A 24,869-nucleotide genomic window follows, 5' to 3' on the forward strand; every position below is an offset into this window, starting at 1 on the left:
ATGCCTTCATTTCACCGCCGCCCGGTCCGCGTACTCACATCCACCCAAACAGCCAGCACCAGAATGCTGCCCTTGACGATCATCTGCCAGTAACTGTCGACGTCGAGCATCGACATGCCGTTGTCCAGGCTGGTGATGACCAGCGCGCCGAGCAACGCGCCATAGACGGTGCCGGATCCGCCGCGCATTGAGGTGCCGCCGATGAAGCAGGCCGCGATGGCGTCAAGTTCGCCCATGCTGCCGGCCGAGGGCGAGCCGGCGGCCAGGCGGGCGGTGTTGACCACCCCGGCGAAGGCGCACATCACGCCCATGATCCCGAAAATCCACAGCTTCACGGCCTGCACATTGATACCGGACAGGCGCGTCGCTTCCATGTTGCTGCCCACGGAATAGACGCGTCGGCCGAACACGGTCTGGCTGGTCACGTAGCTGAATCCGCCCAGCAGGATCAGCAGAAGCAGGACCGGCACCGGAATGCCGTCATAGCTGTTGAGGGTCTGGACGAAGGCGGCCAGCACCGCGCCGATCAACAACACGCGTGCCACGTCGCGCACCAGCGAGTGCGCCGCGAGGCCGTGAAGGGCGCGATTGCGCCGTTGTTTCCAGGTCAGGAACAGCGTCAGTGCGAACAGCAGGACGCCCAGACCCGCGCCGACCGCATGTGGCAGATAACCCTGGCCAATGTAGACGAGTTCCGGTGACACCGGAGCAATGGTCGTCCCGCCCGTGATCCCCAGCAAAATCCCCCGGAAAGCCAACATTCCCCCCAGCCCCACGATGAACGAAGGAATGCGCAGGTACGCCGCCATGTAACCGTTGGCAAGGCCGATCAGCAGTCCGCACACCACGACAAGGCTCAGGTTCGCCAGCAGCGGTACGTGGTAGACAACATCGAGAATGGCTGCCACGCCACCGAGCAGCCCCAGCAAAGAGCCGACTGACAAATCGATCTCGCCGCTGATGATGACCAGTACCATGCCGCAGGCGAGAATCCCGGTGATGGACATCTGGCGCAGCAGGTTGGAGAGGTTGCGTGGTGTCAGGAATCCGCCCTCGGTCTGCCAGCTGAAGAACAGCCAGATAACCGCCACGGCAAACACCAGCGCGAGCATCTTGTAACGGGTGAAGAGTTGTTTGACCTGGTTCATTTACGCGGATTTCCGATCTTTATTGTTATGGTTTTCAGACTGGCTGAGTGCCGCAGCGAGCACCTGCTCCTGGGTCAGTTCATGGTTGATGAAGTCACCGCGCAACCGGCCTTCACCGATCACCAGTACGCGGTCGGAAACGCCGAGCACTTCGGCCAGTTCCGACGACACCATGATGATCGACACGCCTTCGGCAGCCAGCATTCCCATCAGCTTGTAGATCTCGTACTTGGCGCCGACATCTACCCCTCGGGTCGGCTCGTCGAGAATCAGGACGCGGGGTCTGGCCAGCAGCATCTTGGCCAGCACCGCTTTCTGTTGATTGCCGCCGGACAGGCTGGTGATCGGCAGGAACGGGCTCGCGGTCTTGAGGTGCAGGCGCGAGATTTCCCGATCGATGCTGCCCAGCTCGGCTTCGGCGTCGATGCGGGTCAGTTTCGAGAAACTGTCCAGCACGGCCAGGGTGATGTTCTGGCCGACACCCAGGTCGGGAATGATGCCCTGACGCTTGCGGTCTTCGGGCACCAGACACAAGCCTGCACGGATTGATTTGAGCGGCGTGCGGGTGTCGACGAGTTGACCGTCCAGCCACACTTCACCTTCATGACGACCGGGGTAGGCGCCGTATAACGCGGTCACCAGCTCGGTGCGGCCTGCACCGACCAGCCCGGCGATGCCGAGGATTTCCCCGCGTTTGAGGGTGAACGAAATATCGTCGACCCGTTTACGCGCGGGATTGTCGACGTCGTAGCAGGTGATGTGACGCGCCTCGAAAATTACCTCGCCGATGTCGTGTGGTTCGGTGGGGTAGAGATTGCTCATTTCCCGACCGACCATCTGGGTGATGATCTGGGGAATATCCATGTTTTCCATGGCGGTCGTTGCGATGTGTCTGCCGTCACGGATCACCGAAATGGTGTCACACACGGCGGCCACTTCATCGAGTTTGTGGGAGATGTAGACGCAGGCCACTCCCTTGGCCTTGAGGTCGCGGATGATGTCCAGCAATACCTCGATTTCCGAACGGGTCAGGGCTGATGACGGCTCGTCGAGGATCAGCAGGCGCGCGCGTTTGTTCAGGGCCTTGGCGATTTCCACCAGTTGCTGATAACCACCGCCGTATTGCGAAACCGGCAGTGACACGTTCATGTCCGGCACTTTCAGTTCGCGCATCAGGGCTTCGGCGCGATGGATCATCGCCGGGTAATTCATCCGCCCGCCCGGCAGTGTCAGTTCATGGCCCATGAAAATGTTTTCGGCCACCGACAGGTCGGGCACCAGCGTCAGTTCCTGGTGAATGATGACGATGCCGGCGGCTTCCGTTTCGCTGATCGATTGCGCCTTGAGCGGTTGACCGTCCCAGAGGATTTCACCGTCCCAGGTGCCATGGGGATAGACCGCAGACAGGATTTTCATCAGCGTGGACTTGCCGGCGCCATTCTCGCCGCACAGCCCGACGCACTCACCCGGCCGGACCTTGAGGTCGATGCCGTTGAGCGCTTTGACACCGCCGAAGGTTTTGACGATGCCGTTCATTTGCAGCAGGTAGTCGGACATGGACAGGGCTCGCATAACAAAGACTCACATGGCACTGATCTTTGTGGGAGCGAGCCTGCTCGCGAAGGCGTCAGCACATTCAATCGTGATGCAAGCTGAACCACCGTCTTCGCGAGCAGGCTCGCTCCCACAAGAGGTATCGCATAACCAGGGATTGATGCCTTGGTTACTGCCCGGCGATCTGCGCCTTGGTATAGAAGCCGTCCTGTTCCAGCAGGTCGATGTTGTCCTTGGTCAACGGAGTCGGGGTGAGCAGGATGGTGTCGACTTTTTTGCTGCCGTTGTCGTACTGCGAGCTGTAGGCGGGTTTCTCGTTGCGCGCCAGTTGTACCGAAAGTTTGGCGGCTTCGGAGGCGATCAGTTTCAGCGGCTTGTACACGGTCATGGTTTGCGTGCCGGCGATTACCCGTTTGACCGCTGCCAGGTCTGCGTCCTGCCCGGAGATCGGCACCTTGCCGGCCAGTTGCTGAGCTGCCAGGGCCTGAATGGCACCGCCGGCCGTGGCGTCGTTGGAGGCGACGATGCCGTCGATTTTGTTGTCGTTACGGGTCAAGGCGTTTTCAACAATGCTCAGCGCCTCGGTCGGGTTCCATTCCTTCACCCATTGCTGGCCGACGATCTTGATATCGCCCTTGTCGATGGCCGGTTGCAGCACTTTCATCTGACCTTCGCGCAGGACTTTCGCGTTGTTGTCGGTGGGCGCGCCACCCAGCAGGAAGTAATTGCCCTTGGGCGCTGCGTGCAGCACGCCGCTTGCCTGCATTTCGCCGACCTTTTCGTTATCGAAGGAGATGTAGGCGTCGATATCGGCGTTGAGTATCAGGCGGTCATAGGACACGACCTTGATCCCGGCTTTCTTCGCTTCGGCCACCGCATTGGTCAGCACGGTAGCGTTGAACGGCACGATGACGATGACATCGACGCCACGGGAAATGAGGTTTTCGATTTGCGAAATCTGCTTTTGCTCGTTGGCATCGGCCGACTGCACGAAGACCTTGGCGTCCATTTTTTCCGCCGCGGCAACGAAGTAATCCCGGTCACGGGACCAGCGTTCCAGGCGCAGATCATCAATGGAGAAGCCGATTTTCGGGTGGGCAGCGTCGGCCATAACCGGCAGCGAAAGCAACGCCAGGGCGCCGGCAAACAGCGTGCGTTTTACGTTCTTCATGGTGGTGCGTCCTTTTATTTTTGTTTGAAAGACACGGCCTGACGATGAATATCGGGCTGGTAGAACTGTAGAGAATCAGCAGACGCAACGGACTACAGATTTGTCGCGCAAATGTCACAGCGCCCGCTGTCCTCGTTGGCGATCAGCGATGGATGAAACGGTTGACGACGTTTTCGAGCATTTCCTGCCGGCCGCTGACGGCTTGCGGATTCAGTTCGTTGGCGAAGGCGTGCTCGGCCAGTGACTGAAGATTGAACTCGCCTTTCAGGACCGCCTGGCCGAACGGCTGCTGCCAGCCGGCGTAGCGTTGATCCTTGAGTCGCTGAAGCTGATCGTTCTGGACCATGGCGGCGGCCCGCTCTAGCGACAGGGCGAGGACGTCCATGGCGCCGACGTGACCATGAAACAGATCGATCTCGTCGAGGCTCTGGCGGCGTACCTTGGAGTCGAAGTTGAACCCGCCATTGCCGAAACCGCCGGCCTTGAGGATTTCATAGGTGACCAAGGTCATTTCCTCGACGCTGTTGGGGAATTGATCGGTGTCCCAGCCGTTTTGCGGATCGCCCCGGTTGGCGTCGATGCTGCCGAAAATCCCCAGCGAGACGGCCGTCGCCACCTCGTGATGAAAACTGTGACCGGCCAGGGTCGCGTGGTTGGCCTCGATGTTGACCTTGATTTCCTTTTCCAGACCGAACTGCTGGAGAAAACCGAACACCGTGGCGCTGTCGTAATCGTATTGGTGCTTGGTTGGCTCCTGCGGTTTGGGCTCGATCAGCAGGTCACCTTTGAAGCCGATCTTGTACTTGTGCTCGACCACCATGCGCATGAAGCGACCCAGCTGTTCGCGCTCGCGTTTCAAGTCGGTGTTGAGCAGGGTTTCGTAGCCCTCGCGACCGCCCCACAACACGTAGTTGGAGCCCTTGAGGCGTTGAGTCGCGTTCATGGCGCTGAAGACCTGGGCAGCGGCGCAGGCGAACACCTTAGGATCCGGGTTGCTGGCGGCACCGGCGGCAAAGCGCGGATTGCTGAAGCAGTTGGCGGTGCCCCACAGCAGCTTGATTCCGCTTTCTTCCTGATGGCGTTCCAGGTGATCGACCATTTGCGCGAAGTGGTTGCGGTACTCCTTCAGCGAATTGCCCTCGGGGGCGACATCCGTGTCATGAAAGCAGTAGTAATCGATACCCAGCTTGGTGAAAAACTCGAACGCGGCCTCAGCCTTGCCAATGGCCATTTCCATCGGGTCACCGGCGTGTTGCCACGGGCGCTTGAATGTCCCTGCACCGAACACGTCGGAGCCCGGCCAGACAAAGGTGTGCCAATAGCAGGCAGCCATGCGCAGGTGTTCGCGCATGGGCTTGCCGAGGATGATTTTGTCGGCGTCGTAATGACGGAAGGCGAGGGGCGAATCGCTGGCAGGACCTTCGTAGCGAATCCGGTCGACATCGGGGAAGTACGGCATTGGCAATGTCCTTGTTGTTCTTGGTTGTTGTTCTTGGGCGTATCCCGATACTAGCAACGGCCCCATGCCTGCCGATTACGAAAATCACCAACACGCAGTGCGATTTTGCGTATTGAGATTCGCCCTCTGCGCGCCTAGTCTGTGCAGACCGCCTCTACGGCAAGGGGCCCGGAACAAGCATAAAAACAATGAAAACCGTACCGCCTGTTCACCGCATCGCCCTGTTATTCAACGGGAGCAAGATCTATGACCGCGGCATCATCAGCGGCATCGGCAACTACCTGAGCAGCACGCGCGCGTCCTGGGATCTGTTCCTGGAAGAGGACTTTCTCTGCCGCTTGAAAGGCATCGAGCGCTGGCAGGGTGACGGGATCATTGCCGACTTCGACGATCCTCTGATTGGCGAGGCGCTGGCCGACATCAAGTTGCCCGTGGTGGCGGTGGGTGGTTCTTACCAGGATGAGCGCGCCTATCCCCAAGGGATCCCGTACGTCGCGACCGACAATAACGCGCTGATCACCATGGCTTATGAGCATTTGATCGAGGCCGGACTGCAACGGTTCGCCTGCTTCAGCCTGCCTGAGGCGCAGGCCAATCGATGGGCCCAGGAGCGCGAAAAGGCTTTTCTGCGATTGATGCAGCGGGACAGCTTGCACGCCGAGGTCTATCGCGGCATGGGCACCAGCGCGCCGCTCTGGGACAGCGCCGTCGAACAGCTGATTGCCTGGCTCCAGAGCCTGCCCAAGCCCATTGGCATCATCGCCGTCAGTGACGCCCGCGCCCGGCAGTTGCTGCAAGCCTGCCTGACCGCCGGAATCGCCGTTCCGGAGCAAGTGGCGTTGATCGGCATCGACAACGACCCGCTGACCCGCAGCCTGACCCGGGTCCCGCTGAGTTCAGTGATCCAGGGCACCGAAACCATGGGCCGTACCGCCGCGCAACTGCTGCACCAGATGCTCCACGGTAAGCCGTCAACGGGCGAGCATGTCCTGATCCCGCCTGAAGCGATCAACGTGCAGGTGTCGAGCTTGCACCAGCCCTTGGGCAACCCGTACGTCATGCAAGCCCTGCTGTTCATCCGCCAATATGCTTGTCAGGGCATCAAGACCGCGCAAGTGGCGGCTTATGTCGGCGTGTCGCGCTCATCGCTGGAGTCGCACTTTCGCACGGTGCGTGGTTGCAGCGTGCATGACGAGATTCTGCGTTTCAAACTGGCGGCGGCCACTCGCGGGCTGGAAAAAACCGACACCGCGATTGCGGACGTTGCCCGCACGTGCGGTTTCAAGTCCGCTCAATACCTGCACACGGTGTTTCGCCGAGAGTTCGGGTGTACGCCCCGTGAATATCAGCAGGGCGCCAGATAGCGACGCGAGTTCCTCAAATTTTCTTCCGGTTTTTTTTCAACTGAATGATTGCTTAATCAGCCTCTTTGGCGTCCAGCACGCTCTTGAATTGGCTTTTGTCGAAGGCGGAAAGTTCGTAAAAATGTTGAGTGTCCAAGAGTAGTTTGTTGCTGTGGTTGTCAATTTCAAAAGGCATGTGCTCTAGAAAGGCATACCGCTCTATCAAGAGCTTGAATTTCCAATATGTATCTGTTGGGCTGCAATAACAATATATAGCGAGAAGTTGAGTGGTGTCGTAGTTCAGGAATGATCTAACAATGTTGCTGTACATTTTTTCGCTTGCTGACAGTGCGCTTTCTTTAATGGTGTGTTCGTTGAAGTTTGTTCCGATGGTGCTGTCAGGTACGTTGGTTGCGATGAATTTCAGTATTTGGTATAGACTTCTGAAGTAATGCCCACACAGGCCGTTTTTGCTTTCCAGGTTGTTCTTCGCGTCCACAAGATTTGTGGCGAAGTTATAAAAAACAGCTTGCCTTACAATATCTATGTCTGATCTCCCGTTCGTCCACTTTCCCGTTGGGGTTGAGATCTTGTCCAGTGTTTTATTGTGTTGATCCAGTAGCGAAAAAAAAGTCCCTTCGAACTGTTGCTTGATTTGTGTTCTTGCCTGTTCGTTCAATGCTGCTTCTGATTTCTGCTGTGCTGACGTGGAGCGCTCTAACTCCTTTCTGGTCGACTCGAGTTCTTTGCTTTGCAAAACGATTGTCAACAGGAGGGCAATCAAACCCAGGAAACTGAGTAAGGGGTTCAGGGTTCCTCCTATGAAATCTCCGAATGTTCCCCAGTCAGAATGTTTGCTACTGAATTTCCCATTAAATTCCATAAAATAGAATGTGAAAACCACTACGACGACTGCTGTGGCGAAGGCAAGTATCCATGCCAGCCATTTGAATAGAACTGCGGGGGTGAGGTTCTCAAATTTCTGTTCTAGATTCATATATGTCATGAAACCTTTCAGGCTGGCGTTTAATGCTGGCGTGATAGTTGCTGAAGTTGGAGGTCGTGGTCAGGTGAGACATCTAGGTGTACAGGTACTTCGAATTAACAAGTTTTCGCTATCCTGCGCGTTTTGTTAATTGTGTGGCGACCCATAAACCGATCCTGCAGAAAATCGGTTGATGGGTCGCTGATGACTCTTGAAGAGGGGCATTAGCAACGACGGCGGCTCATTGGGTTGCCTACGATTGCTCCGTGGTCATCTCTTCTTTCAGGTGCAGTCGGAAAGTGTCGCGAGCAGTTTTGCCTACATAAGCAGTGAGCGCGTAATTAGCGCTGCCACCGATGATTACCCCTATACCAAAGGGGATAACTTTAGCGGCAGCTTTTTGAGTGAACGAAATTCCGATTTTCGCAAAAAGCTCCTTGATTAGCTGAAGCGTTGGACCTTTCAAATACTGGTGAACCATGCGTACGCCAGCCTTGCTGGCGATCTTGGTGGCACCAGAAGAGCCCAACTGTTCCAAGGATCCACACAACGCGATGATGTACGACATGTGCTTCGCATCTTCGTTGGACATCTTGCCGTTAATGGCGATTGCCAAGCACATAGTCATGTCGATCTGCAGCTTCATGCAGACTGATATATCCGCTAGTCCGCCTCCCACAGCGCTTACCGCGGTACCGATGCCAGGAATGACACCCGGAAGAGCGGTAGCGGCGCCAGACGTTGCGGCCAGTTTGGAATAGCGACTTATGATCTTGTCAACGATGATTTCCTGGATTTTCTCATCCGTCGCGGAGGGCATCGAACTGCGTGCCTGATCCTTGTATTGTTGAACGAGCTCACGCGCGTCGTGAGGGCTGATGGCAATGGCTTCTACCATTTTCATCAAGGAAGAGCTGTTTTCGTCTTTTTCTGTGGTCATTCTAGATTCCATTCGATGAATTTTTATCAGAGGCTTTGAGGCGGAGTGCTGACTAAAAGAGTGACACAAATGATATCAAAATAACATTGCACTCCGTGATTTGCTTCGCTGGTCGAGAGAGAACTCGAACGAAAAGACTCCAGAGGACTTACAGGCATCCCTACGACCGACTTCTTGATTCGATGCCAATCTGCAGCCATTCGCGATGACGGGGTATGCCCTCAGAAGCGGTCTAGTCGGTAAGCCTGAATCACTGATTCTCTTCGAATGGGACTCGTTGCATCCTGCAACACCATCCCCCCAACCATCTCCGCCGTCACCGCCGCCTGCGTCAGCCCCAGATGCTGATGCCCAAACGCAAGCAACACCCTCCCGTCACACACCCGATCAATCACCGGCAACGAATCAGGCAGCGACGGCCGAAACCCCATCCACGGTGTGGCTGCCTCGACATTCAGATCCTTGCGAAACAACCCCTTGCTCAACCGATGCAACTGCCATGCACGACCCATGGTCGGCGGGGCTTCGAGGCCGGCGAATTCGACGGTGCCGGCCAGGCGCAGCCCTTCGGACATCGGGGTCATGATGAATTTGCGTTCCAGCGAGGTGACGGGGAAGGGCAGTCGGTTGTGTTCGTGAGGCAGCATCAGGTGATAGCCGCGCTCGGTGTCCAGCGGGACGTTTTTGCCGGTCAGTGCGGCGGTGAGTTTTGCCGAGTGGGCGCCGCAGGCGATCAGCACCTGGCGAGCGGACAGTGTGCCGGTGCCGGTCATCAGGTTGACACCATGCGCGTGCAGTTGTCCGCCCTGAACCGCCTGTTTCAGAAACTGCACGCCGCTGGCTTTCGCCGCTTCCACCAACTCACGCACAACGCGGTAGGGATCGATGAAGTGCCCGGTGTTCGGGAAAAACAGTCCGCCCTGAATCTGGTCGCTGAGTTGCGGCGCGGTCTCGCGTACCGCACCGGCCTGCCACCAATCGACCGGCACCTGTTGCTGTTGCATGCGTCGCTGTAACGCTTCGAGGACCGGACGCGAGTCGGGTCGTTCGAACACCAGCAGCGAACCTTCCATCTTCAGCAGTTCGGGGCGCTGAATGTCGTTGAGCAAGCGGTGCCAGGCGTCGAGCGAGCTTTCATTGAGCGCCCGCAACCCGGCAACGGTGCGCTGGAACGGCGCCGAGCGCAGGTTCAGCAACAGCCGCGCAAACCAGGGCAGGGCGCGGGGCAGGTATTTCCAGTCCAGGCGCAGCGGGCCCATCGGGTCTATGAGCATGGCCGGCAGGCGCTTGAGGATCGAGCGGTCGGCAATCGGAAACACCTGCTCGGTCGCCAGGTGCCCGGCGTTGCCGAACGAGGCGCCGTGGCCCGGTTCCTGCGGGTCGATCACCACCACCCGCAAACCCTGACGGGCCAGGCGCAGGGCGCTCGCGACGCCGATGATACCGGCGCCGACCACGGCCATGTCGTGCGGGTTATTCGGCATTTTTCGCGGTTTCCCTTTGGCCATCGAGCAAGCGACACAGCGACAGTGGATTGGCGTGTTTGAGCGCGGTCGGCAGCAGGCTGTCGGGGAAATCCTGATAGCAGACCGGGCGCAGGAAACGCAGGATCGCAGCGGTGCCTACCGACGTGGTGCGCGAATCGGAAGTCGCCGGGAAGGGCCCGCCATGCACCATCGCATCGCAGACTTCGACCCCGGTCGGCCAGCCGTTGACCAGCAGGCGTCCGGCCTTTCGCTCCAGGGTTGGCAGCAATGCGCGGGCCTGTTCCAGATCCTCGTCATCGACATGCAACGTGGCGGTCAGTTGGCCTTCCAGCTGTTCGAGCACTTGGCGGATTTCAGCGTCGCTGGCGCATTGCACGATCAAGGACGCGGCGCCGAAGGCTTCGGCCTGCAACGAATGATCGGCGAGGAAGTCGGCGGCGCCGGTGACGAACACATGGGCCTGGCTCTGATTCGGTTCCGTCGCTAGCTGGCCGACGGCGGCAATACGCGCCCGGGCATTTTCCGCGAGGGCATTCACGCTGGATTCGTAGGCGTTGAAGATCCCTGGCGTCAGCATGGTCTGAGCGGGGCTGCGCTGGATCAGTTCGGTGGTGGCGCCAATGAAGGCGTCCAGCGCCGGCCCCTTGCGGGCGATGACCAGACCGGGATTGGTACAAAACTGACCGGCGCCCAGTGTCAGCGAAGCCACGAAGCCTTGGGCCAACGCTTCGGCGCGATTTTGCAGCGCTGCCGCAAACAGCAACACCGGGTTGATCGAACTCATTTCCGCATACACCGGAATTGGCTCGGGCCGGGCTTGAGCCGCTTTGATCAACGCGAGACCGCCACTGCGCGAACCGGTGAAGCCGACAGCCTTGATCCGTGGATCGCTGACCAGCGCAATCCCCACTTCACGACCGGAGCCGTACAACAACGAGAACACACCATCCGGCAAACCAGAGGCCTTGACCGCCCGCGCTACGGCGCGACCCACCAGTTCGCTGATGCCGGGATGGGCGCCGTGGGCCTTGACGATCACCGGGCAACCGGCGGCCAGGGCCGAAGCGGTATCGCCACCGGCCACCGAGAACGCCAGTGGAAAGTTGCTCGCGCCAAACACGGCCACCGGGCCCAGTGGAATCTGCCGCTGACGCAGATCCGAACGCGGCATTGGCTGGCGTTGCGGTTGCGCGGTGTCGACTCGCACATCCAGCCATTCACCGGCCCGCACGGTGCGGGCAAACAGACGCAGTTGCTGGCAGGTGCGACCCCGTTCACCCAGCAGGCGCGGGCGCGGCAGGCCGGTCTCAGCCATGGCGCGGTCGATCAGTTCGTCGCCGAGCGCTTCGATTTCGCCCGCGATGGTTTCAATGAATTCGGCTCGTGCCTCGAGCGATGTCTCGCGATAACGGTCGAGCGCCGCCCAGGCCAGTGCGCAAGCCTGCTCGACATGCTCGGCAGAGCCGCCGGCATAGGCCGGTTCCAAAGGCGAGTTGGTGGCGGGATTGATTCCGTGGATGACGTCGCGGTCGCCGGTGAGGGTTTGCTGACCGATCAGCAGTTGGCCCGTCAGAGTCATGGCGCATTCCTTATCAATAAAGCAGGTCACGAATAAGGCCCGCCGCCGTGGTTGGCGGCGGGCTTGAGCACAGCGGCAGGTCAGGCGAAGTTCTGTTCCGCCGACCAGTTTTCGTACCAGTGACGGAACAGCGCGTACTGGGCTTCTGCGTAACGACGCTGGGAGTCGCTGAGGGCGTCGGTTTCGTTGAAATGCAGGGTGTATTCCTTGTCGCCGTTAAGCACCATCAGGTGTTTGTAATACAGCACCAGATCCGTGCCTTCGTCGAAGGACGACAGTACCGCGAGCGCTGATTCCAGCTCGCGGGCCTGACGTCGGGCCTTGGCGTCACCCTTGGCCGCCTGCTTGCTCAGGGCCACCAGTTGCAGCACTTCGCGGGGCAGGGCGTTGCCGATGCCGGTGATGGCGCCGGTGGCGTTGCAGTTGACGAAGCCGTGCACCACTTGAGTGTCGACACCGACCATCAAGGTCACGGCATCGTCCTTGGAGGTGATGTTCTCGGCGGCGTAGCGCAGGTCGGCGCCACCGCCGAACTCCTTGAAGCCGATCAGGTTCGGGTATTCACGGCGTAGTTCGAAGAACAGATCGGCGCGGGTGGCAAAGCCGTAGTAAGGGCTGTTGTAGATCACTGCCGGCAGGTTCGGTGCGGCTTGCAGAATCGCCGCGAAGTGGGCTTTTTGCGCTGCCGCCGAAGCGCCACGGGACAGCACTCGAGGAATCACCATCAAGCCCTGCGCGCCGACTTTCGCCGCATGGGCGGCGTGGGACACCGCTTCACGGGTGTTGACCGCGCCGGTGCCGACGATGGTCGGAATCCCGGCCGCCACCAGCCGCGCCACGCCTTCCTGACGCTCGGCTTCGGTGAGCAGCGGCCAGTCGCCCATGGAACCGCAGTACACGACCGCACTCATGCCGATGTCGATCAGCTCGCGACCCTTGGCCACCAGCGCATCGAAGTCCGGTTTGCGCGCGGCGGTGCACGGGGTCATCAGGGCGGGCATGCAGCCGGTGAAGATGTTGTCGCTCATTATTGTTCTCCTTGGAACGGTCATTCAGATGGGTTTGAAAATGCGGCGCAGCGGCTCAGATGCCCCACGCGAACGGATCTGTTTCGTCGATCAGCAGCGTGCTGTCGGCGGTCATGTAGGCGCGGCCGGTGATGTAGGGGCGGACGCGCTCGCCTTCCCATTCAAAGCGACCTTCGAACTGGCTGCCGGTGATGCTTGCCTGCACCCAGCGCTCGCCCGGCGCGAGTTTTTCGTCGGCGGCCAGACACGCCAGTTTGGCGCTGGTGCCGGTACCGCAGGGGGATCGGTCGTAGGCTTTGCCGGGGCACATGACGAAGTTGCGGCTGTCGGCCTCGGCGTCATCGGCGAACAGTTCGATGTGGTCGATGATTACGCCGTCCTCGCCATGGATGCCTTGGTCCTCAAGGGCTTTGAGCATTTTCCAGGTGAAGTCGGTCAGGGTTTCGACGTTGTCCATCGTTAGCGTCTGGCCGTGTTCGGAGACCAGGAAAAACCAGTTGCCGCCATAGGCGACGTCACCGAGGAAGCGGCCATACCCCGGCACTTCCACCGCCACCTGCTTACGGAATCGATAAGCCGGCACGTTGCCCAGTGTCACGGCACCGTCTTCATGCAGCGTTGCGCTGACCGGGCCGACCGGGGTGTCGATCTTGTGCACGCCCGGCGCGATCAGCCCCAGGTGTTGCAACGATGCAACGAGGCCGATGGTGCCGTGGCCGCACATGCCGAGGTAACCGGCGTTGTTGAAGAAAATCACGCCGCAGGTGGCGTCCGGTGACACCGGCTCGCAATACAGCGCGCCCACCAGCACATCGTTGCCGCGCGGTTCCAGCAGGCAGGCGCGGCGCCACTGGTCATTCTGGTTGCGCAGGGCATCGCGCTTCTCGGCCATGGTGCGGCCGGGCAGCTCGGGAAAACCCTTCATCACCAGGCGCGTGGGTTCGCCGCCGGTGTGGGAATCAATGACGTGTACTCGTTTCATGGAAAGATTCCGTTAAGTGATTTCAGTAAGCGCCGGCAGTGCGCGGATTGGCGGCAGAGGCAGGGGACGTCGAAGCGACTTCGCTTTCATCCTCTTCGGATTCCAGACGCACCAGATGCGCAGGTACGCCGGTGGCCGCGCCCCAGTAATAGATCCCCATCGCGCAAGCCGCGACGACCAGGGTGTCGAATGGATGGGTGAGGATGCCCAGGCCACCGAAGGTGCCGAGTTTCGACAGGACGATGGTCACGGCGTAGAACGCGATCAGCCACGCGGAGGAACGCACCTGCTGGCGAAGATTCAGATGAGCCGTCGGCACAAAGCGACCGCAGAGCAGGTACACGACAAACATCAGGATTTGCAGGCCGAGCAGCCAGGACACAGTGCTCCAGCCCGACCAGTAGACAATCAACGCAGCGATGATGAACGACACCGGCCCCAGCACGCCCATGCACTTGACCCGGAACGGGCGCGGCATGTCGGGTGCATTGCGACGCAGCGCGGCGACGGTCACTGGAGCAACGGCGTAGCTCAGCACCAGCGCGGCGGACACCACGTTGATCAGCGCTTCCCACGACGGGAACGGCAGGGTCCAGAACACCGACAGGGCGAAGGTCAGCCACAGCGCCGGACGCGGGATGCCGGACTTTGCGTCGATGTGGGTGAAGACCTTGAAAAACGTGCCGGTCTGCGCCCAGCCGTAGATCACCCGAGGCGTGGCGTTCATGTAGATGTTGCCGCAGCCGCTGGGGGAGATTACCGCGTCCGCCACTACCAGATACGCCAGCCAGCCCACGCCCAGCGCCAGGGCGATGTCGCGGTACGGCAGGGCGAATTCCTTGGAAACCCCGGCCCAGCCATTGGCGAGCAATTCGGTCGGGATGCCGCCGAGGAAGGCGGTTTGCAGCAACACGTAGATCGCAGTGGAAAGCAGCACCGACAGGATCAGCGCAATCGGGATTGTGCGCTGGGGATTTTTCACTTCGCTGGCCACCGAGATGATCGGGGTCAGGCCGAGGTAGGCGAAGATCACGCCGCCGGCGGAGACGGCCATCTCGATGCCCGAAAGCCCGAAAGGCGCGAAGCCTTGAACCTGAAAGTTTTCTGGTTTGAAGAAAGTGAACAGCACGCCGATCACCAGCAGCGGCACGATGAACTTGAACACGCTGACCAGATTGTTGGCCTTGGCGAAGGTCTTCACGCTGCGGTAGTTGAGCAGGAAAAACACGCAGAGCAGGCCGAACTGCACCAGCCAGCCGAGCAGGGTCGGGTCACCGCTACCGGCCTTGGTCAGGCCGGGAAACCACGCTGCGGCGTATTGGCGCGAAGCGACGACTTCGATGGCTACCAGACTGGAAAACGCGATCAGCGTAATGAAGCCCATCAGGTAACCGAGCAGCGGCCCGTGGCTATAAACCGGGTAACGCACCACACCGCCGGCCCTTGGCAATGCCGCGCCCAGTTCGCAGTAGACGATGCCCAGCAGCAACACGGCGAACCCGCCCAGCAACCAGGAGAAAATCCCCGCAGGCCCGGCAATCGCCGACACGTGGCTGGCTGCGAACAACCAGCCGGAACCGAAGATCGCCCCCAACCCGATAAAGGTGAGGTCGATCAATGAAAGTTGTTTTTTGAACTTGCCTTGGCCTGACATGGCATCGCCTTCTTGTGAGTTATTGGATAGGCAGGTGTGAAGTCACTGGAACGGCTAAACAGTGAACTCATCAGGCGTCGGGCGATTGATGTTTTGCGCAGCTGCGGATGACGAAATCGGCACAGTTGCGAAGAAAGACAGCGGCGCTCGACACGCCGCAAACGTTGCTGCAATCTGCACGCGAACGCCTCAGGGCGGGCACCTTTTCAGGCCGATCCACTCACCGGGGAAGACCTTCACATGCAGAACGCGTTTGCGATCCTCTGCCAGGGCGACGAGCGCCATCGGCCGCATACCCTCGAGGCGCTGCTGGCCGGCGTGGCACCGCTGTTGCCGATGCTGGACGTGATTCCGAACGCGGCGATCTTCATCAAGGATGTGCAGGCGCGCTACGTTCTGGCCAATCGCACACTGGTGCAGCGCTGTGGCCTGAAGGACCTGAAACCGCTGCTGGGGAAAACCAGTGCGCAGGTGTTTCCGGCACAACTTGGGCCGGGTTACACCGAGCAGGATCGGCGGGTGCTGGAAGAGGGATTTTTGCTGGAGGATCAGCTGGAACTGCACCTGTACGGCAGTCGCGAACCGGGCTGGTGCCTGACGCACAAACGTCCGCTGTACAACCGCGACGGCGAGATCATCGGCCTCGCGGGGATTTCGGTGGATCTGCAATCGGCCAGCGAAACCCACCCGGCGTTTCAGCGCCTGGCGGCGGTCGACGAACACATCCGCGCGCATTTCAATCGTCGGGTGACGCTGGGCGAGCTGACCCGGATCGCCGGCATTTCGGTGGCGCAACTGGAACGCTACTGCAAACGGGTGTTCCACCTGACGCCGAGGCAGATGATCCAGAAAGTGCGGCTGGAACATGCCCATCGCTTGTTGCATACCGAGCTGCCAATCACCGAAGTGGCGCTGCAATGCGGCTACACCGATCACAGCGCCTTCACTCGCCAGTTCAAGGCGTCGACCGGTTTCACACCGCGTCAGTATCGGCAGGCGACCGCCCAGTGAATACGGACGCAGCGACTAGACTCAATGGATCGCGGTCGTCTTTCGAGGGGGGGAACGGGATGAGCAGAACAATCGCGCTTCACTGCTCGGCGTGGCTCTTGATCGCCTTCAGCGTGATACTGACTTCGGGATGCTCGAACAGAACGCATTACCCGACATCAGGCGTTGGCGACAGCTGTTACGCCAAGGCGTTGCCGACGGTCGGGGAGGGCGGTCTGGCCTGGGGCTCCAGCCTGAACATGGCCCGGCAAAAATCCATGGCCAATTGCATGCGTTACGCCGGGCGCTCCGGGGGAACGCCGGATACCTGTCAGGTGGTGTTGGCCAATTGCAAGAATTGACTGAGGATTGAGTCGCCACCTCAAGAACCGGTGGCGATGTTGTCTTGCGACAGAACTACCGCGCGCGTCTCAATGATTGCGAAAGAGCCTGCCTGGCGATCAGCGAGGCAACGTCCTTGGCACCGTAGCAGCGGAATTTGACACTGTAGGCGTCTGTGTCGAGACGGACGATCTTCGTCACGAAACCGCTTTCGACGGTGACCTTGCGGATCGCCGGCATCGGTATCTCGACATCCAGTGTCCCGTCCTGAACCATGCGGTTCATGGCATTGGCATTCAAGTAAACAGCGTTTTCGGTGACGGTGACTCTGCCGCCCACCCACAATCCGCCATAGTGATTTTTGAATCCCTCAAGCACCCCGGCCAGTACGCCGACATTGCCGCTTCCCACGACCTCGTAGAATTCGCCCACATCGTCGTAGTTCACTTCAGCGTCGGTCACCAGAAAATTGGCCATCTTCGACTTCAATACTGCTTCGGCCATCCCTGCATCTCCCTTGTTCAAATCAATGCCCCGAATTTCAGGCGCCTGTTTACCTGACAAAAAACCAAATCGCCATGTGTTTCCTTCGTTCTTTCATGCGTCGCAGTTGTCACTGTCCGTTCCCGCCTGTCTGGAGTTCACCCGATGCCTTCGCTCAAAACCCTGCCCGCTGCCTTGTTGGGGCTGGCTCTTGTCTGTCCGGTCAAGGCGCAATCCCAGGGGCTGGAACTGGGGCAAGTGCTGATCGGGGCCGAGGATCAGAGCGGTGAAGATGCGTCGGTGGAAGAGGCAAAGGCTCGTCTGGCCGAGGTGCCGGGTGGCAGCAATGTGGTCGATATGCGCCAGCCATTGCAGGGCAGGGTCGCCAGCAATCAGGACGTGCTGGCGTATCAGCCCGGTGTCTATGCCCAGTCGGCGGGCAACGAAGGGACGAAAATCTCGATCCGTGGTTCGGGCATCAACCGTGCCCCCGGCGCCCACGCCTCGGGGCTGTACACGATGCTCGACGGTCTGCCGCTGACCGGCCCCGGCGGTACGCCTTATGAATTACTGGAGCCGCTGTGGCTCGACCATGTAGAAGTGCTGCGCGGTGCCAACGGCTTTGATCGAGGTGCCCTGGCCCTCGGTGGCGCCGTCGATTACGTCAGCCACACGGGTTACAACGCGCCGCTGCTGAATGTGCGCTACGTCATGGGCAGCCACGGTTATGCCCAGCGGCAAATCAGCTCCGGTCAGGTTGTGGGCGACTTCGATTACTACCTGTCGATGACCGACGCGCATTCCGACGGTTATCAGGATCACACCGCCAGCAAGAGCCAGGGCGTGATCGCCAACTTCGGATATCGCTTCAATCCGAATCTGGAAACCCGCTTCTACATCCGTCACCGCGAGACCGACAACGACCTCGCCGGGCGGGTGACCAAGCACTCTATCGAACACGATCCGCGCGCGGCCAACCCGGCCTACGTGACGCGCAACGACAGCCGCGATCAGCCCGGCAGCACCTTCATCGGTAACAAGACCACGTTCTACATCGACGACGATTCGAGCATCCAGACCGGTCTGGTTTATCACGATTACCCGATGGATCTGCGTGAAGGCCCGAACCGCTTGAAGGTCGCGTACACCGATGTCAGCGGCACGTTCGACTACAAGCGCCGCGACACGCTCTGGGGCATGGAGAGCAACAGCACCGTGGGCCTGCGGGTGACCAAACACCTGCCCAACGACGGTGCCAGCGAACTTGTACGAATTCCCACCGGCAACACCGCCAGCTATGCGCCGGGCACTCACATGCGCAACTTCACTTATCAGGGTTCGGATTCTGTCCTGCACGTGGGCAACGACCTGGAAATCGCCGACGACCTGTGGCTGACCACCGGCCTCGCCGCGATCTACACCCGACGCGAAAGCGCCGTGACCTATCCCGAAGGTGGCGGCAAGACCAGCCTCGGTGACTGGGACTACGCGCCCCGTCTGGGCCTGCGCTATCAGGTGACGCCGGACCTGCAACTGTTCGGCAACCTCAGCCGCTCGGTCGAAGCGCCGCATCCGTGGTCGCTGATCTACAGCTCCAACGTGCGGTTCCCGGCCGGCAGCGGTGCCGCCACCGGCACCCAACGCGACCCCATCAAACTGCAGAACCAGACTGCGACCACTCTGGAACTCGGCGGCCGCGGCGACAGCGCGCTCGGCGAATGGAGCCTGGCGTGGTACTACGCCCAAGTACGCCACGAATTGCTTTCGGTGTTGCCGGACGCCAACGCCACCACGCCTTACGAACTCAACGCCAGCCCGACCGTGCACCAAGGTATTGAGGCCAGCCTGAACAGCAACCTGTGGTCAGCGAACGATGGCGGCAAGTTGACCTTGCGTCAGGCCTATACCTTCAGCGACTTCCATTACCGCGACGACGATCGCTTCGGCGACAACCGCCTGCCGGGCTTGCCGATGCATTACTACCAGGGCGAACTGCGCTACGACTTCCCGCAGGGCTTCTTCGCGGCCGTCAACACGCAACTGGTCTCGAAAACCGCAGTGGATTACGCCAACAGTTACTACGCCGATCCTTACGCCACCTTCGGCGCGACGCTGGGCTACAACGCACCCAAGGGGGACTGGCAGACCTGGCTGGACATGCGCAACCTGACCGACAAGCACTACGCCGCTACCGTTACGCCGGGTTATGACGATAAAGGCCTGGACGCCGCACGCTCCACGCCGGGTGAGGGCATGGCGATGTATGTCGGGGTGTCGTGGAGTTTGCTCTGAGGTGTTCATGTTACGGCCAGTTTTTTGAAGTCGTATATTTAGAGCATGATTGAAAGTGTCTGAATGTTAGTTTGATAGGAATTGCCTGCTATAGGTTTTTTGGCATTAAGATTTTGGCGATTCTTGAGTGGTTTGAGCGCTGGCTGCATGTCGGAAATGTTGGGCTGAAAAGGTGGGTTATTCATTCTGTTTTGTCCGTATGATATTGGTCTGTTTTTAATGGTTGTAGTGCTTGATGAGTGTTGATGTCTGTGTCGGATGTTATTGTTATCTGGGTGATGGATTTGTTTTCCCAGATGGTGCAGGCTATTATGGATTAGTTTCCTGGATTGTAGGGTGTGGGTCTGTATATGGATGTTAAATTTGTCGGATATAAAGCGTTTAAAGGTTTTGAACTTAAAGAGGCGTTTTCAATAAAGACGCCTGTGTCGGTTTTGATTGGGAAAAATGGATGTGGTAAAACCAGACTTTTTGAAAGTATAAAGAGTGGTGATGTGGAGGTTGTTTCTGATCCTGACATTTCCAGAGATGAGATTTTTTTTGTTTCGCATGGGGCATTAGTCCCAAAGCTTGAATCTCGGTATGTTTTGTCGGAGGTGTCTGCTCGCAAGAAGTCACTCCTTGACAGATTTAGGTTAAATAAGCCTGAGTTTGATCGGGAGCTTGATACGTATCGTATAGAAACGCCTAGTTTAAGGTTTGGCGCTAATGATATAGGATACAAGGAAGCGCATCGCATAATTCGTAGTATTGCCGAAAAGCTTTCAAAAAAACCAAGTCAGCTTAGTGATGATGAAATTTCAAATCATTATGACGGTTATGAAGTTCAATTGTTTGGTTCGAAAAATATTACCGCCATATTTACCAGGTATATTGAAAGGCTTCATGATAATGAATATGCAATGTGGCTTTCGGATGTTAGGGGTAAGGTAACGTACCATGTAAGCGATGACGAGTTTGAGGCTGTCTATGGTCGTCAACCTTGGGTTGTACTAAATGAAATATTGGATAAAACGTTTAACGGGAAGGTAACAGTTGGAATTCCAGGAGCGTCTGAAGCGGGAGATGAGTACATTGCCTGCTTCTACGAGGGGGAAACGGGAGCACCAATTAAGGAGAGTGATCTTTCGTCTGGGGAGCAAGCTCTGCTTTGGCTCGCCTTGGTGACATTTGCTACGCAGTTTTCAGCCACTAACTCTGATGCCGTGCCAAAAATTTTGTTGATGGATGAGCCAGACGCTTTTTTACATCCATCTATGGTCGTTCAGTTAATCAGCTTTCTGGACTCGTTTAGTCGTGAGTTCTCCGCGAAAATATTAATAACGACGCATTCTCCTACTACAGTTGCACTTTCTCCAGATGACTCTTTATATGCTCTTTCTGATGGTGTTGTTTCCGCTGTTGATAAGGATTTGGCGATTTCAACTTTGCTTGAGGGCGTAACGCAGATATCCGTGAATCCGTTCAATAGGCGGCTGGTGCTGGTTGAGAGCTTTTATGATGCTGAAATTTATCAGTCCGTCTACCGTGCAATTCCCCATGGCTCTAGCTTTTTAGATTCAAGAATCGCTCTGACATTCGTCAGTTCTGGTCCAAAAATGCCCCCTCAGCAGATTTCTGACAAACTTAATCAGGTTTTTGGAAAGGCGATTCAAAAAGACAAGATTGATGAGTTTTTGAATCTGGTAAATGGAATGGGTAACTGCGAACAAGTGAAAGGGATGGTGGAGGCATTATCTTCTGAGGGCGATAGAACAGTTCGGGGGCTTATTGATTGGGACAGAAAGAACACTGCCGGAAAGAATGTTGTGGTTTTGGGTGAGGGTAGCGCCTATTCTCTGGAAAATATCGCATTGGATCCTATTTGTATAATGTTGTTGTTGCATCTTGAGTGTATAGGTAAATACCCGATTTCTGAGTACTGCGGTGCAGATGTCGGGTGGGGCGAATGGTTGCGTACTCCTGAGCATCTGCAAGAATCCATGAATTGGTTTGTTTGCAAGTTATTTAAAAGGCCGAGCGCAAATGATGTCCAGGTTGAGTATATTTCAGGTGTTAGCCTGAAGGGTGATAAAGAATATTTGCAGATGAGAGGGCATGATCTGGCAGAGTTGATAATTTCGGAGTTTGATGAATTGCGCGGCCTGATAAAAAACAAGGTGGAGAGACTGATGGGCTTGATTGTCAATAAATCCATGCTGAAATTGAGTGAGGGGAAATTTATTCCTAATTTTTTTTGCGATGCATTTAGAAAGCTTCAAGTCCAAATCGAGAGTGGCGCTTTGGACTGATGTTCTTGGCGCGGCGCTGGTCCGGATTCAGTCGTGCCGTATGTTTGCCGGCACGATTTCATGAAATCGTTCGATCACCGGACAGCCAAACCTTCGTCCAATTGCCCGATCCTGCACGCCGGCGTACTGTGACCGGTGATGGCGTAAACCGTGACCATCACCATAACGACAAGATCGAGTGCCTTGCCCATGGACAGCCGCCTGCTGAGCGACCGCAGCAGCGTATTTCGCCACGCTGACCCGTATGCCGTCTCCGAATATGTGAACCAGCATGTCGGCCAGCATTTCATCGGCCTGTCCAAAACCACCCACCCGCAAGCCAGCCTCAACCACCGCAAACTCGCCGATCTCGATCTGTGCCGCATCAGCTATGGCGGCAGCGTTCGCGTGACGTCGCTGGCGCTGGAAACCGTGTATCACCTGCAAGTCCTGCTGCAAGGCAATTGCCTGTGGCGTGGGCACCAGCGTGAGCATCATCTGGTGCCGGGCGAATTGCTGTTGATCAACCCGGACGATCCGGTCGACCTGACTTATTCCGACGATTGCGAGAAATTCATCCTCAAGGTGCCGGTCAGCGTGCTGGAGTCGGTGTGCGACGAGCAGCGCTGGCTGCATCCTGCCGGCGGCATCCGGTTTCTGCGCAATCATTACCGGCTCGACGAGCTGGAAGGGTTTACCAACCTGCTGGGCATGATCTGCCAGGAAGCCGAGGCCAGCGACCCGTTGCTGCGGGTGCAGGAGCATTACGCGCAGATCGTCGGCAGCAAACTGATTTCGCTGATGAACACCAACGTCAGCCGTGAATGCCTGAGTTCGCCGAGCGTCAGTTTCGAGCGGATCCTCGACTACATCGAACGCAACCTGAAGCGAGATCTGCCCGCCGAACACCTGGCGGCCCAGGCGAACATGAGCCCGCGCTCCCTGTACGCGCTGTTCGAACGCCAGCTCGGCGTGACCCCGATGCAATACATCCGCCAGCGCAAGCTGGAACGCATTCATGCTTGCCTCAGCGACCCGAGCTGTCCGGTGCGCAACCTCACCGAACTGGCGCTGGACTACGGCTTCCTGCACCTCGGCCGGTTCTCCGAAAGCTATCGCCAGCAGTTCGGCGAGTTGCCGTCCGTGACCTTCAAACGCCGCCACTGAATCCCCGCCCCGAAACAATCTGAAGCACCTGCCGCGCCGTCCTGCACAAAACGGATAGCGCTCTGCAGGATTCGGATATTGCCGCCCGCGTTGCCTCCCTAATCTGGCCTGGCCTGAACAATAACAATGGAGGCCCCGGCCATGTCCCTGGGAATCGACTACCTCAATGCCATGCTTGAAGAGGACCCCGAAAAGGGGGCCTACCGCTGCAAGCGGGAGATGTTCACCGATCCACGGCTGTTCGAACTGGAGATGGCGCACATCTTCGAAGGCAACTGGATTTACCTCGCCCACGAAAGCCAGATCCCCAACGCCAACGATTTTCTGACCCTCACCATGGGTCGCCAGCCCGTGTTTATCGCCCGCAACAAGGCCGGTGAACTCAATGCCTTTCTCAATGCGTGCAGCCATCGCGGCGCCATGCTCTGCCGCCACAAGTCCGGCAACCGTTCCAGCTATACCTGCCCGTTCCACGGCTGGACGTTCAACAACAGCGGCAAACTGCTCAAGGTCAAGGACCCAAGCGAAGCCGGCTACCCCGAAGGCTTCAACTGCGAAGGCTCCCACGACCTGACCAAAGTCGCGCGTTTCGAATCCTATCGAGGCTTTCTGTTCGGCAGCCTGAACGCCGATGTGAAATCCCTTGCCGAGCACTTGGGCGAGTCAGCCAAGATCATCGACATGATCGTCGATCAGTCCCCCGAAGGGCTGGAAGTGCTGCGCGGTTCCAGCTCCTACATCTATGAAGGCAACTGGAAACTCACTGCCGAAAATGGCGCCGACGGTTATCACGTCAGCTCCGTGCACTGGAACTACGCCGCCACCCAAAACCAGCGTCAGCAGCGCGATGCCGGCGAAGAAATCAAGACCATGAGCGCCGGCAGCTGGGCGAAGAAGGGCGGCGGATTCTACTCGTTCGACCACGGCCATCTGCTGCTCTGGACCCGCTGGGCCAACCCCGAAGATCGCCCGGCCTACGAGCGTCGTGATGAACTGGCGCGGGACTTCGGCCAGGCCCGTGCCGACTGGATGATCGAGAACTCGCGCAACCTGTGCCTGTACCCCAACGTGTACCTGATGGATCAGTTCAGCTCACAGATCCGCATCGCCCGGCCGATTTCCGTCGACAAGACCGAGATCACCATCTACTGCATCGCGCCCAAAGGCGAAAGCGCGGAGGCCCGGGCCAAACGCATCCGCCAATACGAGGATTTCTTCAACGTCAGCGGCATGGCCACCCCGGATGATCTCGAAGAATTCCGTTCGTGCCAGACCGGCTACGGCGCCGGGCGCGGCTGGAACGACATGTCCCGTGGCGCGACCCATTGGGTCGAAGGCGCGGACGCGGCGGCCGAGGAAATCGACCTCAAACCCTTGTTGTCCGGCATGCGCACCGAGGACGAAGGCCTGTTCGTGCTGCAACACAAGTACTGGCAGGAAACCATGCTCAAGGCTGCCGCCAGCGATAAAAACCTGATCCCCGTGGAGGCTGTGTGATGAGCAACCTCTACGACACCGTGCGCGATTTCCTCTACCGCGAAGCGCGCTATCTCGACGACGGCCAGTGGGATCAGTGGCTGGAACTCTACGCCGCCGACGCCAGTTTCTGGATGCCGGCCTGGGACGACCACGACACCCTGACCGAAGACCCGCAAAGCGAAATCTCGCTGATCTGGTACGGCAACCGTGGCGGGCTCGAAGACCGGGTGTTCCGGATCAAGACCGAGCGCTCCAGCGCAACCATTCCCGACACCCGCACCTCGCACAACCTGAGCAACATCGAGATCGTCGAACAGGGCGAAGGGCAATGCCAGGTGCGCTTCAACTGGCACACCCTGAGCTTTCGCTATCAGGTCACCGACAGTTATTTCGGCACTAGCTTCTACACCCTCGACCTGCGCGGCGAACAGCCGTTGATCAAGGCCAAGAAAGTCGTGCTGAAGAACGATTACGTCCGTCAGGTCATCGACATCTACCACATCTGATCGAGACGGC

General features: G+C 58.4%; 20 protein-coding genes. 8 read left to right on the forward strand and 12 right to left on the reverse strand.

The window, feature by feature from the left end; translation table 11 throughout:
* Positions 1 to 11 precede the first annotated feature (11 nt).
* The 4 genes from CAF63_RS20515 to xylA form a co-directional block, all read right to left on the reverse strand.
* A complete protein-coding gene (locus CAF63_RS20515) occupies positions 12 to 1,148 on the reverse strand; it encodes a sugar ABC transporter permease (RefSeq protein WP_085688236.1) in 1,137 nt (378 codons plus the stop codon).
* On the reverse strand, positions 1,149 to 2,705 hold the full coding sequence (xylG, locus tag CAF63_RS20520) for a D-xylose ABC transporter ATP-binding protein (protein WP_085688414.1): 1,557 nt from the start codon (positions 2,703 to 2,705) through the stop codon (positions 1,149 to 1,151). It abuts the gene before it with no gap.
* A gap of 166 nt (positions 2,706 to 2,871) precedes the next feature.
* On the reverse strand, positions 2,872 to 3,873 hold the full coding sequence (gene xylF / locus CAF63_RS20525; RefSeq protein WP_085688238.1) for a D-xylose ABC transporter substrate-binding protein: 1,002 nt from the start codon (positions 3,871 to 3,873) through the stop codon (positions 2,872 to 2,874).
* Positions 3,874 to 4,015: 142 nt separating this feature from the next.
* Positions 4,016 to 5,332, reverse strand: a complete 1,317-nt coding sequence (gene xylA / locus CAF63_RS20530) for a xylose isomerase (RefSeq protein ID WP_085688240.1) — start codon at positions 5,330 to 5,332, stop codon at positions 4,016 to 4,018.
* A gap of 188 nt (positions 5,333 to 5,520) precedes the next feature.
* Here xylA and CAF63_RS20535 point away from each other — a divergent pair, with 188 nt between their 5' ends.
* A complete protein-coding gene (locus tag CAF63_RS20535; RefSeq protein ID WP_085688242.1) occupies positions 5,521 to 6,696 on the forward strand; it encodes a XylR family transcriptional regulator in 1,176 nt (391 codons plus the stop codon).
* 52 nt (positions 6,697 to 6,748) lie between these two features.
* On the opposite strand, the gene CAF63_RS20540 is transcribed toward CAF63_RS20535, so the two are convergent.
* From CAF63_RS20540 to CAF63_RS20570, 7 genes are all read right to left on the reverse strand, one after another.
* A complete protein-coding gene (locus CAF63_RS20540) occupies positions 6,749 to 7,672 on the reverse strand; it encodes a putative phage abortive infection protein (protein ID WP_143492477.1) in 924 nt (307 codons plus the stop codon).
* Positions 7,673 to 7,913: 241 nt separating this feature from the next.
* Positions 7,914 to 8,600, reverse strand: coding sequence for an EcsC family protein (locus CAF63_RS20545; RefSeq protein ID WP_085688246.1), 687 nt, complete (start codon positions 8,598 to 8,600; stop codon positions 7,914 to 7,916).
* A gap of 221 nt (positions 8,601 to 8,821) precedes the next feature.
* Complete coding sequence (locus CAF63_RS20550) at positions 8,822 to 10,084, reverse strand: FAD-binding oxidoreductase (protein ID WP_085688249.1); 1,263 nt, start codon at positions 10,082 to 10,084, stop codon at positions 8,822 to 8,824.
* Positions 10,074 to 11,666, reverse strand: coding sequence for an aldehyde dehydrogenase (NADP(+)) (locus CAF63_RS20555; RefSeq protein WP_085688251.1), 1,593 nt, complete (start codon positions 11,664 to 11,666; stop codon positions 10,074 to 10,076). The genes CAF63_RS20550 and CAF63_RS20555 overlap by 11 nt, the downstream gene beginning before the upstream one ends.
* A gap of 80 nt (positions 11,667 to 11,746) precedes the next feature.
* Positions 11,747 to 12,694 (reverse strand): dihydrodipicolinate synthase family protein, encoded by a 948-nt coding sequence (locus tag CAF63_RS20560; protein ID WP_085688253.1) that lies wholly within the window; start codon positions 12,692 to 12,694, stop codon positions 11,747 to 11,749.
* Positions 12,695 to 12,749: 55 nt separating this feature from the next.
* Entirely contained in the window at positions 12,750 to 13,676 is a 927-nt protein-coding gene (locus tag CAF63_RS20565) for a 4-hydroxyproline epimerase (RefSeq protein ID WP_085688255.1), read from the reverse strand.
* A gap of 22 nt (positions 13,677 to 13,698) precedes the next feature.
* A complete protein-coding gene (locus CAF63_RS20570; RefSeq protein ID WP_085688257.1) occupies positions 13,699 to 15,330 on the reverse strand; it encodes an APC family permease in 1,632 nt (543 codons plus the stop codon).
* 240 nt (positions 15,331 to 15,570) lie between these two features.
* On the opposite strand from CAF63_RS20570, the gene CAF63_RS20575 reads away from it, so the two are divergent.
* Both CAF63_RS20575 and CAF63_RS20580 read left to right on the forward strand, forming a co-directional pair.
* Complete coding sequence (locus CAF63_RS20575) at positions 15,571 to 16,341, forward strand: AraC family transcriptional regulator (RefSeq protein ID WP_085688259.1); 771 nt, start codon at positions 15,571 to 15,573, stop codon at positions 16,339 to 16,341.
* A 59-nt stretch (positions 16,342 to 16,400) separates the two neighbouring features.
* Positions 16,401 to 16,682 carry a hypothetical protein gene (locus CAF63_RS20580; protein WP_085688261.1) on the forward strand — a complete coding sequence of 94 codons (282 nt, stop codon included), beginning with the start codon at positions 16,401 to 16,403 and terminating at the stop codon, positions 16,680 to 16,682.
* 55 nt (positions 16,683 to 16,737) lie between these two features.
* Here the strand turns inward: CAF63_RS20580 and CAF63_RS20585 are convergent, their stop codons facing one another.
* A complete protein-coding gene (locus tag CAF63_RS20585; protein ID WP_085688263.1) occupies positions 16,738 to 17,166 on the reverse strand; it encodes a hypothetical protein in 429 nt (142 codons plus the stop codon).
* A 144-nt stretch (positions 17,167 to 17,310) separates the two neighbouring features.
* Here CAF63_RS20585 and CAF63_RS20590 point away from each other — a divergent pair, with 144 nt between their 5' ends.
* The 5 genes from CAF63_RS20590 to benB all read left to right on the forward strand — a co-directional run bounded on the left by CAF63_RS20590 (position 17,311) and on the right by benB (position 24,859).
* Positions 17,311 to 19,437, forward strand: coding sequence for a TonB-dependent receptor domain-containing protein (locus CAF63_RS20590; RefSeq protein WP_085688265.1), 2,127 nt, complete (start codon positions 17,311 to 17,313; stop codon positions 19,435 to 19,437).
* A 350-nt stretch (positions 19,438 to 19,787) separates the two neighbouring features.
* On the forward strand, positions 19,788 to 21,728 hold the full coding sequence (locus CAF63_RS20595) for an ATP-dependent endonuclease (RefSeq protein ID WP_085688267.1): 1,941 nt from the start codon (positions 19,788 to 19,790) through the stop codon (positions 21,726 to 21,728).
* 189 nt (positions 21,729 to 21,917) lie between these two features.
* Complete coding sequence (locus tag CAF63_RS20600; RefSeq protein ID WP_085688269.1) at positions 21,918 to 22,874, forward strand: AraC family transcriptional regulator; 957 nt, start codon at positions 21,918 to 21,920, stop codon at positions 22,872 to 22,874.
* Between the two features lie 141 nt (positions 22,875 to 23,015).
* Entirely contained in the window at positions 23,016 to 24,371 is a 1,356-nt protein-coding gene (benA, locus tag CAF63_RS20605; protein ID WP_085688271.1) for a benzoate 1,2-dioxygenase large subunit, read from the forward strand.
* On the forward strand, positions 24,371 to 24,859 hold the full coding sequence (gene benB / locus CAF63_RS20610; protein WP_011333747.1) for a benzoate 1,2-dioxygenase small subunit: 489 nt from the start codon (positions 24,371 to 24,373) through the stop codon (positions 24,857 to 24,859). The genes benA and benB overlap by 1 nt, the downstream gene beginning before the upstream one ends.
* Positions 24,860 to 24,869: the final 10 nt, after the last annotated feature.

This window comes from Pseudomonas sp. B20(2017), from assembly GCF_002113125.1.
In the GTDB taxonomy this organism is placed as follows: domain Bacteria; phylum Pseudomonadota; class Gammaproteobacteria; order Pseudomonadales; family Pseudomonadaceae; genus Aquipseudomonas.

What these genes read in the sequence shown, in the direction of transcription:
- CAF63_RS20545 (WP_085688246.1), bottom strand. Translation starts at nt 8,600, where the DNA reads ATGACCACAGAAAAAGACGAAAACAGCTCTTCCTTGATGAAAATGGTA.
- CAF63_RS20550 (WP_085688249.1), bottom strand. Translation starts at nt 10,084, where the DNA reads ATGCCGAATAACCCGCACGACATGGCCGTGGTCGGCGCCGGTATCATC.
- xylF (WP_085688238.1), bottom strand. Translation starts at nt 3,873, where the DNA reads ATGAAGAACGTAAAACGCACGCTGTTTGCCGGCGCCCTGGCGTTGCTT.
- xylG (WP_085688414.1), bottom strand. Translation starts at nt 2,705, where the DNA reads ATGTCCGACTACCTGCTGCAAATGAACGGCATCGTCAAAACCTTCGGC.
- CAF63_RS20595 (WP_085688267.1), top strand. Translation starts at nt 19,788, where the DNA reads ATGGATGTTAAATTTGTCGGATATAAAGCGTTTAAAGGTTTTGAACTT.
- CAF63_RS20600 (WP_085688269.1), top strand. Translation starts at nt 21,918, where the DNA reads ATGGACAGCCGCCTGCTGAGCGACCGCAGCAGCGTATTTCGCCACGCT.
- CAF63_RS20570 (WP_085688257.1), bottom strand. Translation starts at nt 15,330, where the DNA reads ATGTCAGGCCAAGGCAAGTTCAAAAAACAACTTTCATTGATCGACCTC.
- CAF63_RS20565 (WP_085688255.1), bottom strand. Translation starts at nt 13,676, where the DNA reads ATGAAACGAGTACACGTCATTGATTCCCACACCGGCGGCGAACCCACG.
- benA (WP_085688271.1), top strand. Translation starts at nt 23,016, where the DNA reads ATGTCCCTGGGAATCGACTACCTCAATGCCATGCTTGAAGAGGACCCC.
- CAF63_RS20540 (WP_143492477.1), bottom strand. Translation starts at nt 7,672, where the DNA reads ATGAATCTAGAACAGAAATTTGAGAACCTCACCCCCGCAGTTCTATTC.
- CAF63_RS20590 (WP_085688265.1), top strand. Translation starts at nt 17,311, where the DNA reads ATGCCTTCGCTCAAAACCCTGCCCGCTGCCTTGTTGGGGCTGGCTCTT.
- CAF63_RS20535 (WP_085688242.1), top strand. Translation starts at nt 5,521, where the DNA reads ATGAAAACCGTACCGCCTGTTCACCGCATCGCCCTGTTATTCAACGGG.
- CAF63_RS20580 (WP_085688261.1), top strand. Translation starts at nt 16,401, where the DNA reads ATGAGCAGAACAATCGCGCTTCACTGCTCGGCGTGGCTCTTGATCGCC.
- CAF63_RS20575 (WP_085688259.1), top strand. Translation starts at nt 15,571, where the DNA reads ATGCAGAACGCGTTTGCGATCCTCTGCCAGGGCGACGAGCGCCATCGG.
- CAF63_RS20560 (WP_085688253.1), bottom strand. Translation starts at nt 12,694, where the DNA reads ATGAGCGACAACATCTTCACCGGCTGCATGCCCGCCCTGATGACCCCG.
- CAF63_RS20515 (WP_085688236.1), bottom strand. Translation starts at nt 1,148, where the DNA reads ATGAACCAGGTCAAACAACTCTTCACCCGTTACAAGATGCTCGCGCTG.
- CAF63_RS20585 (WP_085688263.1), bottom strand. Translation starts at nt 17,166, where the DNA reads ATGGCCGAAGCAGTATTGAAGTCGAAGATGGCCAATTTTCTGGTGACC.
- benB (WP_011333747.1), top strand. Translation starts at nt 24,371, where the DNA reads ATGAGCAACCTCTACGACACCGTGCGCGATTTCCTCTACCGCGAAGCG.
- xylA (WP_085688240.1), bottom strand. Translation starts at nt 5,332, where the DNA reads ATGCCGTACTTCCCCGATGTCGACCGGATTCGCTACGAAGGTCCTGCC.
- CAF63_RS20555 (WP_085688251.1), bottom strand. Translation starts at nt 11,666, where the DNA reads ATGACTCTGACGGGCCAACTGCTGATCGGTCAGCAAACCCTCACCGGC.